The 16141-nt window shown below is 46.0% G+C and carries 16 protein-coding genes and 1 tRNA gene; 9 read left to right on the top strand and 8 right to left on the bottom strand.

Features of this window, described 5'->3' with window-relative positions; genetic code table 11:
• Positions 1-150: 150 nt before the first annotated feature.
• Positions 151-224: transfer RNA gene (locus tag QUB70_RS23985), tRNA-Pro, on the bottom strand.
• 246 nt (positions 225-470) lie between these two features.
• Positions 471-1025, bottom strand: coding sequence for a GNAT family N-acetyltransferase (locus QUB70_RS23980; RefSeq protein WP_332983885.1), 555 nt, complete (start codon positions 1023-1025; stop codon positions 471-473).
• Between the two features lie 501 nt (positions 1026-1526).
• Here QUB70_RS23980 and QUB70_RS23975 point away from each other — a divergent pair.
• The 3 genes from QUB70_RS23975 (at position 1527) to QUB70_RS23965 (ending at position 4702) form a co-directional block, all read left to right on the top strand.
• The gene (locus QUB70_RS23975) at positions 1527-2453 is read left to right on the top strand and encodes an RNA-guided endonuclease InsQ/TnpB family protein (protein ID WP_332983872.1); all 927 of its coding nucleotides are present in this window, start codon (positions 1527-1529) and stop codon (positions 2451-2453) included.
• Positions 2454-2686: 233 nt separating this feature from the next.
• Positions 2687-3889 (top strand): RNA-guided endonuclease InsQ/TnpB family protein, encoded by a 1203-nt coding sequence (locus QUB70_RS23970; protein WP_332983871.1) that lies wholly within the window; start codon positions 2687-2689, stop codon positions 3887-3889.
• Positions 3890-3976: 87 nt separating this feature from the next.
• Positions 3977-4702 carry a hypothetical protein gene (locus QUB70_RS23965; protein WP_332983869.1) on the top strand — a complete coding sequence of 242 codons (726 nt, stop codon included), beginning with the start codon at positions 3977-3979 and terminating at the stop codon, positions 4700-4702.
• A 227-nt stretch (positions 4703-4929) separates the two neighbouring features.
• Here the strand turns inward: QUB70_RS23965 and QUB70_RS23960 are convergent, their stop codons facing one another.
• Complete coding sequence (locus tag QUB70_RS23960) at positions 4930-5175, bottom strand: transposase (protein ID WP_332983868.1); 246 nt, start codon at positions 5173-5175, stop codon at positions 4930-4932.
• A gap of 537 nt (positions 5176-5712) precedes the next feature.
• Between QUB70_RS23960 and QUB70_RS23955 the strand changes: the two genes are divergently transcribed.
• From QUB70_RS23955 to lptC, 6 genes are all read left to right on the top strand, one after another.
• Positions 5713-5883 (top strand): hypothetical protein, encoded by a 171-nt coding sequence (locus QUB70_RS23955; protein WP_332983866.1) that lies wholly within the window; start codon positions 5713-5715, stop codon positions 5881-5883.
• 14 nt (positions 5884-5897) lie between these two features.
• Positions 5898-6761 carry an alpha/beta fold hydrolase gene (locus QUB70_RS23950; protein WP_332983865.1) on the top strand — a complete coding sequence of 288 codons (864 nt, stop codon included), beginning with the start codon at positions 5898-5900 and terminating at the stop codon, positions 6759-6761.
• Between the two features lie 197 nt (positions 6762-6958).
• Positions 6959-8101, top strand: a complete 1143-nt coding sequence (hrcA, locus tag QUB70_RS23945) for a heat-inducible transcriptional repressor HrcA (RefSeq protein ID WP_442927813.1) — start codon at positions 6959-6961, stop codon at positions 8099-8101.
• 525 nt (positions 8102-8626) lie between these two features.
• Positions 8627-10234 carry a methionine--tRNA ligase gene (gene metG / locus QUB70_RS23940; protein ID WP_332983862.1) on the top strand — a complete coding sequence of 536 codons (1608 nt, stop codon included), beginning with the start codon at positions 8627-8629 and terminating at the stop codon, positions 10232-10234.
• A gap of 90 nt (positions 10235-10324) precedes the next feature.
• The gene (locus QUB70_RS23935; protein WP_096831201.1) at positions 10325-10930 is read left to right on the top strand and encodes a LabA-like NYN domain-containing protein; all 606 of its coding nucleotides are present in this window, start codon (positions 10325-10327) and stop codon (positions 10928-10930) included.
• Between the two features lie 163 nt (positions 10931-11093).
• Positions 11094-12293 (top strand): LPS export ABC transporter periplasmic protein LptC, encoded by a 1200-nt coding sequence (gene lptC / locus QUB70_RS23930; protein ID WP_332983860.1) that lies wholly within the window; start codon positions 11094-11096, stop codon positions 12291-12293.
• Positions 12294-12355: 62 nt separating this feature from the next.
• Here lptC and QUB70_RS23925 read toward each other — a convergent pair whose 3' ends face one another.
• The 5 genes from QUB70_RS23925 to QUB70_RS23905 all read right to left on the bottom strand — a co-directional run bounded on the left by QUB70_RS23925 (position 12356) and on the right by QUB70_RS23905 (position 15804).
• Positions 12356-12964, bottom strand: a complete 609-nt coding sequence (locus tag QUB70_RS23925) for a Uma2 family endonuclease (protein WP_332983859.1) — start codon at positions 12962-12964, stop codon at positions 12356-12358.
• A gap of 333 nt (positions 12965-13297) precedes the next feature.
• The gene (gene ffh / locus QUB70_RS23920) at positions 13298-14737 is read right to left on the bottom strand and encodes a signal recognition particle protein (protein WP_332983858.1); all 1440 of its coding nucleotides are present in this window, start codon (positions 14735-14737) and stop codon (positions 13298-13300) included.
• Positions 14738-14907: 170 nt separating this feature from the next.
• Positions 14908-15339, bottom strand: coding sequence for a helix-turn-helix domain-containing protein (locus tag QUB70_RS23915; RefSeq protein ID WP_332983886.1), 432 nt, complete (start codon positions 15337-15339; stop codon positions 14908-14910).
• Positions 15311-15415 carry a type II toxin-antitoxin system HigB family toxin gene (locus QUB70_RS23910; protein ID WP_332983857.1) on the bottom strand — a complete coding sequence of 35 codons (105 nt, stop codon included), beginning with the start codon at positions 15413-15415 and terminating at the stop codon, positions 15311-15313. The genes QUB70_RS23915 and QUB70_RS23910 overlap by 29 nt, the downstream gene beginning before the upstream one ends.
• 236 nt (positions 15416-15651) lie before the next feature.
• Positions 15652-15804, bottom strand: coding sequence for a hypothetical protein (locus QUB70_RS23905; RefSeq protein ID WP_332983856.1), 153 nt, complete (start codon positions 15802-15804; stop codon positions 15652-15654).
• Positions 15805-16141 lie beyond the last annotated feature (337 nt).

Below are 16141 nucleotides of genomic sequence, written 5' to 3'. Positions count from 1 at the left end.
TTTTCCATCAGGAGCGATCCTGAAACACATTAACGCAAAGACTCGCGCTTTCACACGATCGGCAAAAACTGCCTCAATTTGTTTTCACTTTAAGTAAGTGTAAATAGTAGAGGTAGTTTCTGTCTGAATCTATTATTTAACATTGTGCGATCGGGATGACAGGATTTGAACCTGCGACATCCTGCTCCCAAAGCAGGCGCGCTACCAAACTGCGCTACATCCCGTTGTGATAGTTAGCTATCTTCTAACCATTAACTCACAAAACCGCTCGCTTGTCAAGCTTTTTTTAATTTTAGCTCTCGATGCAGCTACGCCAAAGTTGTCTTCAGGTTGTGCGGTTCGATAATACTTGCTTTCGCTGCGGGGATACATCAAGAGCGTAACTGACCGCAGCGCACAGGCCGAGGAGGTGTTTGGCAGCGTGAATATTGCATTTCCTCAACAAATCAACGCCGAGCCCCACCTATAAGCTAATCTGGATACCAAAACATACCTTTAATCCCCTCCGGATCGGACATAAAGCCCAAATTTCGATAAAAATCCACCACCTGAGGGTCAGCAAATAAGGTAATGTTGCTGATATCTTCACTGCGGAGTTTTTTAATGATGTATTTCATCAGTGCCTTACCCATGCCTTTACCCTGGTAGTCAGGATGAACTACCACATCCCAAAGCGTGGCATTAAAAGCATGGTCTGAAGTCGCTCTGGCGAAACCGACCAGCCGTCGCTGGCTGCCCCGCATCTCCCACATAGAGACGACTAGGAAGCTGTGCACAATAGCTTTTTTGACTTTACGCAGGGGACGGCGGGACCAACCCACTGCATTACAGAGTTCTTCGAGTTCGTAGAGGTCAATGTCCCGATCGCAACTGAAAAAGATGCGAGCGTTGCCGAGGACGGCGGGTTTGCGAAACGTTGGGGAAAGCGGATCGCCTAACCCAACAGCCACATCTTCCTCAAATTCCGCTGTTTGGGGTACAGAGGCAGACTCAGAACTACTAAATAAGTTTTTCCAAAAACCCATGCAGGCGCGGTTAAGGTAGTAGAAGTTGGACGACGTGAAAGAGAACCCGACAGATAAACCCACTCCGATCGGTGTGGGATGAATTGCCGATAGCCTCTTGAGCAACAGTTTACGGTACACTCATCTTACGCCGAAAACAGCGATTTGTGGCTCAACATTGAGTCGGCGCTTTTTTGATTCTCGTCAAGTTTGGTAGAAATGTTCTGCTGCACTGTGTCGGGACTACCCGCTCTTAAGGTAAAATTTGTTGCTGAACCAGGACAGAGGCATTTTTGAAATTCCTTCTTTTGAGTGCTGGCGCGATCGGCGGAACTTTACGGTTGGTCGGAAATACCACTCTTAATGGCGCAAAGGTGACATTCGCGTGATACGTTCCAAAACAGATTTGGCTTCTGCTTTTACTGAGGAGTGTACAACTCGATCCCGAAAAACTTAGCTAAACTTGTTCATAGTTAATCACCAAAAGAGGTTTGTATGTTTTCTGTCAAATTAGCCCTCAAATTGAATAATAGAGAAGCAACCTTGATGGCAAAACACGCAGGATTTCGGCGGGTTTTCTTTAACATGGGATTGAGTCTTCGGACTCAGATGTACAGTGAAGGTAAGTTTTCGTACTCAAAAGTAATTAACGAAGTCAAAAAAGTCTTGACCGATCGCGTCAAAAAACAACCTGAATTTGCTTGGATGAATCAACTATCGGGCCGAGTGTATCAAAACGCATTAATTGATTTAAAAGATGCGTTTAGCAAATATCGCTCAGGAAAATCAGGTCATCCCACATTTGCAAGTCGTCGAAATAAGCAATCGTTCATTGTAGATGCGTCCAACGGAAAAGTTGTACTCAGTGCTGGAAACACAATTAAAATTCCTACACTGAAGACATTTCGACTTCACGAACCACTGGAATGTAGTTTTTTCTCTCAAACCTTTACCTTATCAAAAGAAGGAAGCCATTGGTTTGTCTCTTTCTGTGTTAATGTGGAACGTTTGCCAATCCAGCAACTCCAAGATTCGATAGGAATCGATGTAGGGGTGAAAGTTTTTGCTGCGTTTTCAAACAATCAAGTATTTGATGCGCCGAAACCGTTGATAGCCAGTGCGACAACCAAGCTAGCAATATTGCAACGTCAGGCCTCAAAACAAGTAAAAGGTTCTAACAATCAGCGGAAAACCTACAATAAAATTAGTCTAATTCATTCACGAATATCCGCCCAGCGCAAAGATTTCCTGCATAAGTTGACGACTTATTGGGCTAAGACTTTTAAGCTGATTAAGATTGAAGAATTGAAGGTAAAGGGGATGATGGCTAACCATAAGCTGGCGGAAGCTATATGCGACTTATGGTTTTACGAATTCAAGCACCAACTGACTTACAAGTGTCAGATGTATGGAGCAAGGAAGAGTGCTAATAGACCAACGGTTTCCTAGTTCTTTGACTTGCTCGAACTGTGGAAACAAAAAAGATATGCCACGCTCATCTGGGAACTTATTATTGTCCTGTTTGTGGCAGATCGATTGACCGGAAAACGAGCCCGCCGGGCCCCTGGCTTTAGACACGGGGAAAAGTCGGCAGCGGTTAAAATCGCCTTCATTTTCGAGTTAGTCACAATCTTAACAGATATATACTTTCCAGCGATCGTTTTACTGCTAAAATAGTTTCTATGAAACAACGATATCAATACCGCATATATCCAAACTTTCAGCAAGTTCGCAGCCTTACTAAATTGTTTGGTTGCTGTCGGGTTGTGTGGAATGATTCACTAGCACTATGTAATTCAGCAGACAAGCTACCTAGTAATGGGGATTTGCAAAAAACCTTCATTACTCAAGCTAAAAAATTAGAACAACGAGAATGGTTAGCGGAAGTATCGAACATCCCCTTGCAACAATCGATTGCTGATTTAGGAGTAGCCTGGAAGAACTACTTTGATTCACTCAAAGGGAAACGAAAAGGTCTGAAAATTCAGCGTCCGAAATTCAAGAAACGCAATGGAAAGCAGTCGGCACGGTTCAGGAAAGGAGGCTTTTCTATCAAACATGGGAAAGTTTACCTTGCTAGAATTGGGCGAATCAAAGTCGTCTGGTCAAGGGAATTACCATCTGGGCCAAGCTCAGTCACAATAATCAAAGATACTGCGAATCGATACTTTGCTAGCTTTGTGGTTGAAGTTAATCCGGCAGTCTTGCCCGACAACGGACAATCTGTTGGCGTAGATTTAGGCATTGCCGACTTCGCTACTTTGAGTACAGGTGAAAAAGTAAAAGCTCCCAAGCCACTGAAGAAGCATCTGAGGAAACTTCGCTCATCACAACGCAAACTATCTAGAAAAAAGAAGGGAAGTAAGCGAAGAGAATTGGCGCGTCGGAAGGTGGCAAGAATTCATGCCAAAATTTCCGATATCCGCAAGGATTTTCTACATAAATTGAGCACCAGAATTATTCGTGAAAACCAAACGATAGTTTTGGAAGACCTCAACGTTTCCGGCATGATGAAAAACCGCAAATTATCTCGTGCTATTTCTGATTTGGGTTGGCGCAGTTTTCGGACAATGCTGGAAGCTAAATCGTCCATGTACGGAAGAGATTTCAGGGTAATCAGTCGCTGGGAGCCAACTAGCCAACGATGTTCTTGTTGCGGACAAATTGGCGGAAAAAAAGAACTCTCGGTTCGTGAATGGACTTGCTTATTTTGCGGAGCTGTTCACGACCGAGATAAAAACGCCGCAATTAATATAAAAGTCGCGGGTGGATTGCCTGAGACTAAAAACGGACGTGGAGGACGGAGTAAGACCGCATCTAATGCAGCATCTTCCAGTGAAGCGTCAACCCACCAATTCCCTAAACAAATTTCTTTGTTTGGGTAGATTGGAATCCCCCTGATTCATCAGTGGGGAGGATATCAAGATTCGACTTAAGTTGTGCTCATCTGCTCCCGCACCTTCCCCTCAATTATGGCTTCGGGTTTAAAACCATCTACACTAGAACTCCTCAAGCGCTTTAACCGAGCGTTTCCGCAGTTTTACGAGCAATTTGTCAGCAGCGAAATCCAACTGCAAAACCTCAAATTAGCTTATCAGCTCTATAAAACCAGACAAGCAGTCATCGAAATCAGACCCGAAGGCAACAAAAGTGCCCTGCATTTTGCTTACCGGAACCAGTCTTTTCTACTGAGCGATATTTTTGGAGTGCTTGCGGCCTACGGACTGACAATTCACAGTCTGAGTCTGTACGGTCAAATTTACCCGCCGATGCTGGTATTTATCAAATTGGTAGTATCTCGCGGTGGCAAGGTACTGGCAGATAAAACAGCAGAAAACGTCTGTAGGGCGGTTCGAGAGGCCTTGGCGGGGCATTTTGAGGTTGAAGAGATGTTGGCGGTGGAATTTAATTTAGACGCGGGTTTGGAGGATGTGGCAACTGAATTCTACGTCGATCCGGTTTTCCACTTGCCAGCTTTGCTGATTGAAGCAGATAACCAGCCTGGACTTTTTTACAAAGTTATGTATGCCATCTGGCAAGAGGATTTGTTGGTGGTAAATGCTAATTTGCTGGTTTGGCGGGGGCGAACTCGCCTGATTCTCTATTTGTTGGGGCCCAATGAAAGTTTAATTCCCGAGTATCTGGGGCAGAAAATCGCTGAGGGGGTGCGACAAAGATTGCTGGGCGAGCGATTTTAGCCCACATTCGGCACTCAGTGGTGTCATATCGTTTCCGGTTGCATCGGAATTATACAGCGGTTCCCGCTCTTATGAGGTACAGTAGCAATTAGCTTTCCCAATTTCTTAAATGTTTAGGGTTCATTAGCTTGAGGGCAACTGCAATGATTTTATCAATCATTGATGTCGTAGTTGGAGCGAAACTTCGTAAAAAAGATTTGAGTTGTGACCACCACAGTTCAATGGGGTTAAAATAGGCGAGAATACGGAGACAAGCAAATAACACTCGCACCGCAAGCTTCAATCATTGGCACAATTGATGCTAATTTATGGGCGGGTAAATTATCCATAACTACTACTGCTCCTTTCCCTAATTCAGGGCATAAAAATTTCTCAATAAATACGGCAAATGCTTGCCCGTCCATTGAATCATTCATTGTCAATGCTAGCACTTTGTTAATACTAATTGCGCCAATAGCTGTGACCGAAAGCATCTAGGCTACAAGCCCCCGAATTTATTCGTGGAGAAATAAAAAACCTGTATCTGATAAACAAGCCCCCGAATTTATTCGTGGGGTCAATGCTTCAATTCTAAAATCTAAAATCTAAAATCTAAAATCTAAAATCTAAAATCTAAAATCGATTGACTTTTGCCCCTCGATAAAATGGTTTAATATCGGCAACTCTTGTTCCAGACGGAGAACGAGAATGAGTTCTGGCTAAACACAATAGAATACCTGTTTCATCCAAAAACACGCTCGTTTTTTGGCTCGATGGGATGAATGAACCTCAAAGACGGCAAAATACTCGGCTTGCTCGTTTATCTAAGCGATTAGTGGGGCGTGATGTTTCCCAACCTTTGACGGCTCTCCTTCCTCTCCCTGATGAATCAAGAATCCCTGCTACTTTATACTTTTCTCAAAAGCCACCTGCTTTTGTGAAATCAGGAGTGTTAAGAATCTGACTTATTCCCAATTAATAGACAAGAAAGCAAAATTTAAAATGTCTTTTTGTAGTAAGGGTTTTGCTGATTGTTGTCACCCCTTCAGGAGTTCGACGCGATCGCTCACGACCTCACGTTAAGTTTACAACCCACATTCTGCACCCCCCAACTGTCACCTACACTGCTTGATTTGTCGATAAAAGTGATTGATGACCAAAATGCGTTAATTGCGATCGATCGCAACATCAACCCTTCTTGAATTATGATAAGACTATGGCAACCATTGACATCCTAGGAGTTAGGCACGCCTACGATTTGACGGCGCCCAGAACAACTCCCCACGTTTTAGTATTTGTCCACGGCTGGCTGTTGAGCCGTCACTACTGGCAACCTGCGATCGCACGTTTGGCAGACAATTATCAATGTCTAACTTACGATTTGCGCGGGTTTGGCGATTCGATCGCCCATGATGACACTGACGGGCATTCCGAACCGTTGAATTCCTCCTACACTCCTGCTGCTTACGCTCGTGATTTGGCAATTTTATTAGAAAAACTCGATATTTCCAGTGCTTGGCTGGTAGGACATTCTCTCGGCGGTACGATCGCTCTTTGGGGAGCCAGCCAATTGTCCGATCGCATTAAAGGTGTCATCTGTGTTAATGCCGGGGGTGGCATCTATCTCAAGGAAGAATTCGAGCGGTTTCGAGCGGTGGGCAAACAGCTAGTCAAACTGCGCCCCCTCTGGCTGTCTCAGTTGCCGTTAGCAGATTTCGTGTTTGCCCGCGATTCTGTGGCAGGCTCGATCGGCCGCTCCTGGGGACGGCAGCGCTTGAGAGATTTCGTGGCGGCTCATCCAGAGGCAGCTTTGGGGGCTTTGTTGGACTCCACCACAGAAGCGGAGATTCACCTCTTGCCGCAAATAGTGTCCCAACTCAAGCAGCCTGTTTATTTTATTGCCGGCACTAAAGACAAAATTATGGAACCAAAATACGTGCTGCATTTGGCTAGCTTTCACTGGATGTTTCAAGGTTGCGGCGAGAATGTCCTTCAGCTTGATTGCGGTCATTTGGCAATGGTGGAACAGCCGGATGCAGTGGCTAGTTACCTGCAAAATATTCTGAAAGAACATGATTAGAGGGCATGGGGCATTAGAACTTACCAATAACCAATAACCAATAACCCGTAAGCAATAACCAATAACCAATAACAACTGACTTCTTCCTTAACCTAAAATCTGTTATCTTAAATAGATAAGTCGGCCCGATCGCCCTTTTGGGACAGACGTTTCGATTAATATAGCGGCTTTCAACTCTAAATTCTAATTGTACTTAAATATCTGTGCGCGTTAACCTCACCGATCGGCAACAACACATCCTTTGGGCAACGGTTCGCCACTACATAGCTACAGCGGAACCCGTTGGCTCAAAAGCTTTGGCTGACGAATTCAACCTCAGCGTCAGCCCAGCTACAATTCGCAATGCGATGGGGACTCTTGAAAAAGCTGGACTGCTCTATCAGCCCCACACCTCAGCCGGACGAGTCCCCTCTGACTCCGGCTACAGAATTTATGTAGACCAGTTGATTCAGCCGTCTGATACGCTGGCCCGCAAGGTGGAACAGGTACTAGACCAGCTCAATTGGTCGGACGGTCGCATGGACGCGGCACTTCGCGGCGCGTCTCAAATCCTGGCAACAATCAGCGGTTACATTGCCATGATTACCATACCGCAAACCACTATGGCTTGCTTGCGCCACTTGCAACTGGTGCAGCTAGAGCCGGGAAAGGTGATGCTGATCGTGGTGACGGATGCCTACGAAACTCAGTCGGTGTTGGTGCAGTTGCCCAAGGGTGCAGAAGGTAATTTGCCTGATGTCGAAATCGTCGATCGCCAATTGCAGATTTTGTCGAATTTTTTGAACAGCAAGTTGCGGGGACACTCGCTCTCGGAACTCTCGGCTCTAGACTGGAGCGAGTTAGACCGGGACTTTGAACTGTACGCTGAGTGGATGGAAACCATGCTGGCTGCTTTGAGCAGCCGCCAAAGCAATCCAACCTACACGCGGATTCTGATCGGCGGTTTGGCAGAAGCGCTGCGCTTGCCTGAGTTTTCGCAGTTGCAGCAAGTTCAAACCCTTGTGCAACTGCTCGAACAAGAGCAGGAACTGCTTTGGCCTTTGATTTTTGAATCGCCTGAGTTGGACACGCCAGGGAAGCGGGTAACGGTGCGTATTGGCTCGGAAAATTCCTTAGAACCAATTCGCGGCTGTACTCTGATTTCTTCGACTTACCGCCGGGGATCGGTGCCGGTGGGTAGTGTTGGGGTTTTGGGGCCGACGCGGATGGTTTACGAAAATGCGATCGCGGTGGTGGAAGCTGCGGCAGATTATTTGTCGGAAGCTATTGGCGGAAATCGAGTTAATTTTCCTGATGGCGATCGAGGGCGATCGCACAATCCCTTGTTAGATGCACCCTAATTCGATCGCCCCCAAGCTTAACTGGTTTGGGGTTTTCTTGTCTGCGGACGCACTCGCAACATGAAGAAAGCGGGTTTGTTGACAAAAAAACCTACGCTTTTAGGCTGTGGCTGGGGCAATAAACTAAAGCGATGTCGCTTCACGAGAGATTTTCGTAACAAAACCCGGTTTCTGCCTCCCGAAGCGGATCGGAAACTGGCAGGAGTTGCGGGCGAGCGACCCTCCAGGCGCTAGGAGAGCGAATGAGATTGCTCTCCTAGCGATCGCGCCAGCCAGAAATGAATAGAGGACGCGGGGGCTATCTTGGCAGAAGAATGTCCAAATATTAAGACATTTTTGAGAGTTCGTCAAAAATATCTAAAAAAGATTAGTGTTGATATGAAAGCGATATTTCTTTTGGGAATAGCCCGGGTTAGACAATTGCAAATAACTTGCAGTAAATTTGGCTTGATTGCCACTCCATAAAAAATTTAACCGCTGAGTTAAGATCGAAACTAAATTTAGGGAATTTTCTTTTAGCATTCAATGAAATCGACCGATAAAACTAAAAATACCTTTGCGATAACAACCCCTCTGTATTATGTAAACGATTTACCTCACGTTGGCAGCGCTTACACGACTATGGCTGCGGATGCCCTAGCCAGATTTGAGCGGCTGCGGGGCAAATCAGTTTTGCTGGTTACGGGGACGGACGAGCACGGACAGAAAATTCAACGCACGGCCGAGAGTTTGGGACGATCGCCCCAAGCTCACTGTGACCTAGTTGTTCCGGGGTTTGAGGCGCTTTGGGAGCAACTCTCTATCCAGTACGATCGCTTCATCCGCACAACTTCGCGGCGCCACGAGTACATTGTCAAAGAATTTTTCCAGCGCGTCTGGAACTCCGGCGACATCTACTTGAACCAGCAACAAGGCTGGTACTGCGTCTCCTGCGAAGAATTCAAAGAAGAACGGGATTTGCTACCGGGTAATCGCTGTGCCGTCCATACCAGCAAGGAAGTTGAGTGGCGCGACGAGGAAAACTACTTTTTTCGCCTGTCGCGGTATCAAGACCAACTGCTGGCCTTGTACGCAGAACGTCCAGACTTCATCGCGCCGGAAAGCCGGCGCAACGAAGTGCTGAGTTTCGTCAATTCGGGACTGCAAGACTTTTCGATTTCTCGGGTGAATCTGGAATGGGGCCTGCCGATACCTGTTGACCCCAGTCACACCATTTACGTCTGGTTTGACGCTTTGCTGGGATACGTGACAGCCTTGCTAGATCCCGATAGCGACCCGATGTTAGAGAATGCTTTATCTAAATGGTGGCCGATCGACCTGCACTTGATCGGCAAAGATATTCTCCGCTTCCACGCCGTTTACTGGCCGGCAATGCTGATGTCAGCGGGTCTATCTGTGTCGGGGCGCGTCTTCGCACATGGGTTTTTGACCAAAGACGGCAAAAAAATGGGGAAAACGGAGGGAAATACTTTAAACCCAGTCGAATTGGTCAATAAATACGGCGCTGACGCCGTGCGCTACTATTTCCTCAAAGAAATTGAGTTCGGAGAGGACGGCGATTTTAACGAAACTCGGTTTATCAATATATTGAATGCTGAGCTAGCAAATGATTTGGGAAATTTGCTTAACCGCACTTTAAACATGGCTCGCAAATATTGCGGCGGCTGCGTTCCAAATGTGTCGGGCGAAAACATTTCCGGCGACAACCTTCTCAAGGGTATGAGCCTGGATTTGGGCGATCGAGTAGCGGGTTTTTACGAAGAGTTGGCTTTTAGCAAGGCTTGCGAAGCCGTGCTGGCATTAGTTCGAGCCGGGAACAAGTTTATTGACGTGCAAGCACCTTGGAGTTTGTACAAGCAAGGACAGCTCGAAAGTGTCCAACAAGTGCTATATTCTGTTCTGGAATCTGTTAGACTGGCATCTTACCTTTTATCGCCGATTATTCCGAATATCAGCAACGCTATCTATCAGCAGCTAGGTTTTTCAATTGACTTTAACGATCGGGTTACAGTTAACAGTTTAGCGAATTTTGCAGCTCATGCTGCCTGGGGCGCTTTGCCGGCAAACCAAACTCTGGGAGAACCCCAACCAGTGTTTAAGCGGCTCGAACTCCTGGAAACAGTACCGTCATAGTTGGCAGCCAGCGATCGGGGTGCTATGACAGATTACGAATTAGCACTTATTTCATTACCAATCTTTCATAAAAATTGAGGCATAACAATCATGTTGAATAGAATAGAAAGCAACGACCTTTTTACGCCGGAACAGGTTCTAGAAAATCGGGGTCGAGTGGCCATTTTTATAGATGGGTCTAACCTTTTTTACGCGGCTTTGCAGTTGGGAATTGAGATTGATTACACTAAGCTGCTGTGCCGTTTAACTGCGGGTTCGCGGCTGCTGCGCTCTTTTTTCTACACGGGTGTCGATCGCACTAACGAGAAACAGCAGGGGTTTTTGCTGTGGATGCGCCGCAACGGCTACCGGGTGATTTCTAAGGACTTGGTACAGTTGCCGGACGGTTCTAAGAAAGCGAATTTGGATGTAGAAATTGCTGTGGACATGATGGCTTTGGTGGGGTCTTACGACACGGCGGTTTTGGTGAGCGGTGACGGCGATTTGGCTTATGCTGTGGATGCTGTGAGCTATCGCGGCGTGCGGGTTGAGGTGGTGAGTTTGCGATCGATGACGAGCGACAGTTTGATTAATGTAGCCGATCGCTATATCGATTTGGAAATGATTAAGGATGACATCCAAAAAACATCGCGCCCTAATTATGCTTACCGCCCATTGTCGGGTCTGAGCTTGATGGACGAACACGACGACCGATAGGGATTTGGTAATCGGTAATGGAGAATGGGGGATAGGTAAGGGGTGGAATCATTAAAAATTAGAAGTTAAAAATTTAGATGAAAGTATAACACGTTTTTAATTTTTGATTTAGTGTTTTTAATTAGCCAATTACCAATTACCAATTACCAATTACCAATTACCAATGATTAATCTCAAATTCCAAATTCCAAATTTCAAATCCCCAAAATTAAGGCTGCTATTTTTATCAGCCTTGATTTTGGGGATTGGTGCTTGTGCGGCGGCCGAAGGCCCTCAAAAGAACAAATTAGCTGAGGATATCAAAACTGCTCAGAACTCAAACAGCACTTTAACTTTGAACAAAGTAATCCTAGAACAAGCAAACGAAAAGGGGGAAACTTTCTGGAAAGTAAACTCGCAAAATGCAGTTTACAGCAAAGACAAAAAGATAGTTAACGTTCAGAAACCTGTGGGCAAATTGTTTCAGGACGGCAAAGAAATTTACGACATTCAGGGAGAAACCGGGCAGGTATTTCAGGAAGGAAATCAGGTTTTTCTGAAAGGTAACATAGTCGCTACAGACCTGAAAAATGGAGTGGTATTGCGGGGGAATGAGTTGGAGTGGCGACCGAAAGAAGATGTTCTAGTTGTCCGCAATAATTTGACGGGAGAGAACAAACAGGTGACGGCTTCAGCGAAGGAAGCGCGGGTTTTCAGTAGGGCTAAGAGGATGGAGTTATTCGGGTCTGTGGTTGCGAATGTTAAAGATCCGGTTTTGCAATTGCGAACCGAGCACTTAGTATGGTTTGTGGAGCAACAAAAGGTAAACAGCGACAAACCGACTCAAATTGACAGATACAAAGATAAAACAGTAACAGACAGGGGTTTTGCCGATCGAGTAGATGTAGACTTAAAAACCAAGATTGCAACGCTGACGCAAAACGCTCAGTTGATGCCCTCAGACCCACCGCTGCAAATAGAAAGCAGTTTGATGAGTTGGAATTTTCCGGCGCAATATGTGATATCGCCCGGGCCTGTGAAGGTTTTGCACCGCGTGGAAAAGGTGACGATGACTGGGGATACGGGACGGGGAGATTTAGATAAAAAAATATTTTATTTGACGGGAAATGTGGTAGGAATCGGGGAAAAACGTCAATCTCAATTAAATACCGATCGAGTAACTTGGTATTTGACTAATCAGACTTTCGACGCAGAAGGAAATGTGGTTTACAAGCAACTAAATCCGGTGTTTAATTTGACAGGGCCGAGGGCGGCGGGAGAGTTGAAAAATCAAACTGTGATTGTCAAAGGCGACGGTGGCGGCGGCCAAGTGGTTACGGAATTTGTGCCGGATGAGAATAAGGGATTTTTGGAAAGTAGATAGGTTTTCCCGTATCTAAATTGTATTTTTCGGGCGGGCGAGACGCCCAACCAACAAGAAGCTGTTTAACGCCACACTCGCCTTAAATTTAACACAAATCCCGGCAATACATCTTCGCCAGACAACTCTACAGGATTTACCAAGATTTCCACTTCTGCCTGCTGTCTGTAAATCTCTACCCGCCGATTTTGCGGGTCAATCAACCAACCCAATCTCGCTCCATTTTCCATATATTCGCGCATCTTCTCTTGGAGGGTTGAGAGAGAATCCGAGGCCGATCGCAATTCTACTACAAAGTCTGGACAAAGTGGAACAAAGCCTTTGCGTTCTTGTGCAGTTAGTGCTTCCCAACGAGTTCTACTCACCCAGGAAGCGTCGGGAGAACGGCGAGCACCATTGGGGAGAATGAATCCGGTAGAAGAATCAAATCCTTTTCCTAAATCCTCATTTGCTTCGCACCAACGGTCAAGTTGCCCGCTGATGCTGAGGTTGCGGCTGCCTGATTCTCCTCCGGTGGGTGGATTCACTATTAATTCTCCTTCTGCGGTTCTTTCTAATCTCAAGTCGGGATTTGCCAATGCTAGGGTCTCGAATTGCTCGCTACTGACAAAAAGCCCGATCGCGTTTGGCAATTCTATAGAGATAGTTTCTGGTTCAGTAAATATTTGTACCATATTCAATTCCAGGGTTTTTTTAGATTGAACTCGGCAACAAGAAAAGAGTTAAAGTTTGATGGTTTTGACAGATCGTACCATTCTCAAGAACGGGCAAGATGCCCGTTCCACAAGAGATGATTTTTTTTGTGGAACAGGCATCTTGCCTGTTCGTAAAAGGATTATTGAGAATGCTGCAACATCTCAGATGATTTTTACCTATTGTACCAATACCGATCGAGGGCTCTCGCGCGGGGTGGGGGCGGGTTTACGAGATTGTGTGTTTTAGGCAATTATTATCGGTGAACCCGCCCCTACAAATATTTGACAATGGTGCAATATGTTTGACGCTTTCTACAACTGTCCGAAACCTTTTTTTGGCTTATCTTTTTTCTTTTTCTTCTTCTGCTGGGCACCCATATAGCCGCGGGAACCGGGCTGCATTCCGGGGCCGCCCATTCCCGGCATTCCGGGCATTCCTCCCATGCCGGCGAAGTTGCCTTGACTCATTTGCTGCATCATTGTACGCATTTTCTGGAAATCGCTGACCAGCTTAGTTACGTCGTTTTCAGCGTAGCCGGCGCCTTTTCCGATGCGGCGGCGGCGGGAGGGAGAACTTGCTAAAAGTTCGGGGTTCCGGCGTTCTTCAACTGTCATCGAATTAATCATGGCTTCGGTGCGTTTTAGCTGCACTTCTCCCTGCCGCATTTGTTCGTCTGAGAGTTTGTTCATCCCCGGAATCATTTTCATGATGCCGCCGAGGGAACCCATATTTTTTAACAGCCTGGTTTGTTTGAGAAAATCGGTAAAGTCAAACTTTGCCGTGAGCATTTTCTCTTGCATTTTCTCGGCATCGGCGATGTCGAATTCTTCTTGCGCTTTTTCTACTAGCGTCAAGACATCGCCCATGCCGAGTATTCTCGATGCCATGCGATCGGGATAAAATGGTTGCAAAGCTTCCACTTTTTCGCCGACGCCAACAAATTTAATCGGCGCGCCGGATATTTGCCGCACTGACAAGGCTGCACCGCCGCGGCTGTCGCCATCTAATTTGGTTAAGATTGCGCCGGTAATGCCGATTTGGTCGTGAAAGGTGCGGGTTAAATTTGCTGCTTCTTGGCCGGTCATGGCATCAACAACTAACAGCGTTTCGTGGGGTTTTACTGTTTGTTTGATGCGGGCCAATTCTGCCATCATGTCTTGGTCGATTTGCAGGCGGCCTGCTGTATCGACGATGATGGTATCTACGCCTAGTTGTTTGCCGTGCTCGATGCCTTGGCGGGCAATTTCTACGGGGTCAATGTCTTTGCCTAATTCAAATACTGGTACGTCGATTTGTTTGCCGAGGGTCAGCAATTGGTCGATCGCGGCTGGTCGATAAATGTCGGTTGCGACTAGCAGTGCGGTACGATTTTGCTTGCGGAGGTGCAGCGCTAATTTGGCGGTAGCTGTGGTTTTCCCGGTTCCTTGCAAACCCGCCATCAGGATAACTGTGGGCCCGGATTCGGCGGTGGCGAGGGGTACGTTGGTTTCCCCCATGACGCGGACGAGTTCGTCGTGGACGATTTTGATGAATTGTTGGTCGGGACGGACGCCTGTAACGACTTCTGCGCCTTGTGCTTTTGCCGCTACCTCTGAGATGAAGTTTTTGACGACTTGGAGGTTGACATCGGCTTCCAGGAGGGCGCGGCGGACTTCTTTGAGCGCGTCTTGGATGTTGGACTCGGAGATTTTATTTTGTCCGCGCAGTTTTTTCCAGGTGGATTCGAGTCGATCGGCAAGGGCTTCAAACATAGGGCAATGTAGGCTAGTCAGTCTTTTTTATTTTAGGGCTAAATGGGGTTGTTTGACCCAAACTTTTGGGGAAAGTTGAATTTTTGGTTTTTTTTACCGCTGATGAACGCGGATTAACGCTGATTGGTTTGGATGTTTTGTTATCTTTAAACAGTCGATCGCTTTTGCCGTTAGACAGGCTGCGATCGCGCTTCGAGAAACAAGCTAATATCGACTCGAAAAAACTCGGCGAGTTTTCTGGCTTCATCTATCTCGATCGCCCTTCGATCGAGCAGAATTTCCTCAACCGCTTTTTCCGTTCCCAAAAGGGGAATCAATTCAGATTTATCTAAATCTCTCGCATCCATTAAATGTTGTAACATTGAAGCTGAATCCCCTGCGGGAATCGGATAATTTTCAGATTCAAATTTTTCGATGAGTGTTATCAAAAGCTCCAGAAATAGCTCTGACTCCAGCGATCGCCCTGGGCGGTGTTCCAGTTCGCGAGCGAGAGCGATCGCGGCCTCGTTTTCTGCTTCAGTTGCGATCGGTTTGGGTTGATAGCGAACAAGTAAATCTGTATAAGATTTGGCATCAAAAGTACGGATCATTTTTCCACTCATCCTTATCATACTCAGCGTGAGTTAAAATATATTTGATGTAGATTCTTTGAGAAGCGTAAACCAGATCGACTATCAACCGATATCGATTTCCCTTAATATTAAATACAGTAAAATTTCCAACTGCATGATTTAGTTGAACCGGGGCCGAGAGGTTTTGGGCGAGTTGAGTATACTATTGAAGCGGAAGATCGGCCTCGGCGGGTGATTTTGGTGACGGTGAGGTTTTAGGGGAAATCAGCATTACAACGATTTGTATTACGACAATCCTGTAGGGGCGGGTTCACCAGTATTTCTGATTCACATCCAGGGTATTTATAAACCCGCCCTCCTTGGTCTTCCTGATTTTTTTTGAAGTATTTTTTCTGCTTTGACTATTTTTACCATGTGTGAGAATGTTTCTTGATGTACTCCACAGTAGCGTTTAAATTCTTTGGGGGTTAACTTTTGTAATTCTTCGTAATTCATATTATTCAGCTAATTTTTTCTTTTATTTTACTACAGCGCTTGCACTTTCGCAAGAGGTCTATTGATAGCGGCAAAATCAACCGCTGTTGGGGGAGTGCAGTTAATTTGGGGTGAGTGGCAATGGTCATATATACTTTCTCCGATTTTGAATTTCTACTTTTAGATTAGCCTAAAAAATATTTAAAGGGAGAAATTGGGGACTTCGAGCGCTCTTGTCCCCCCCTTGTTAAGGGGGGTTAGGCAGGGTGGATTAATTGTCAGGCTCTCCTGACTTTATGGTGTATAATGTAACAAACAATACATTTGCTGTCATGGACTTTTATTTGGACTATATATT

Origin of the sequence: Microcoleus sp. A003_D6, assembly GCF_036702825.1 — a bacterium.
Lineage (GTDB): Bacteria > Cyanobacteriota > Cyanobacteriia > Cyanobacteriales > Microcoleaceae > Microcoleus.
Note: the sequence above shows the minus strand (reverse complement) of the source record. Positions and strands in the feature narration are given on the sequence as shown.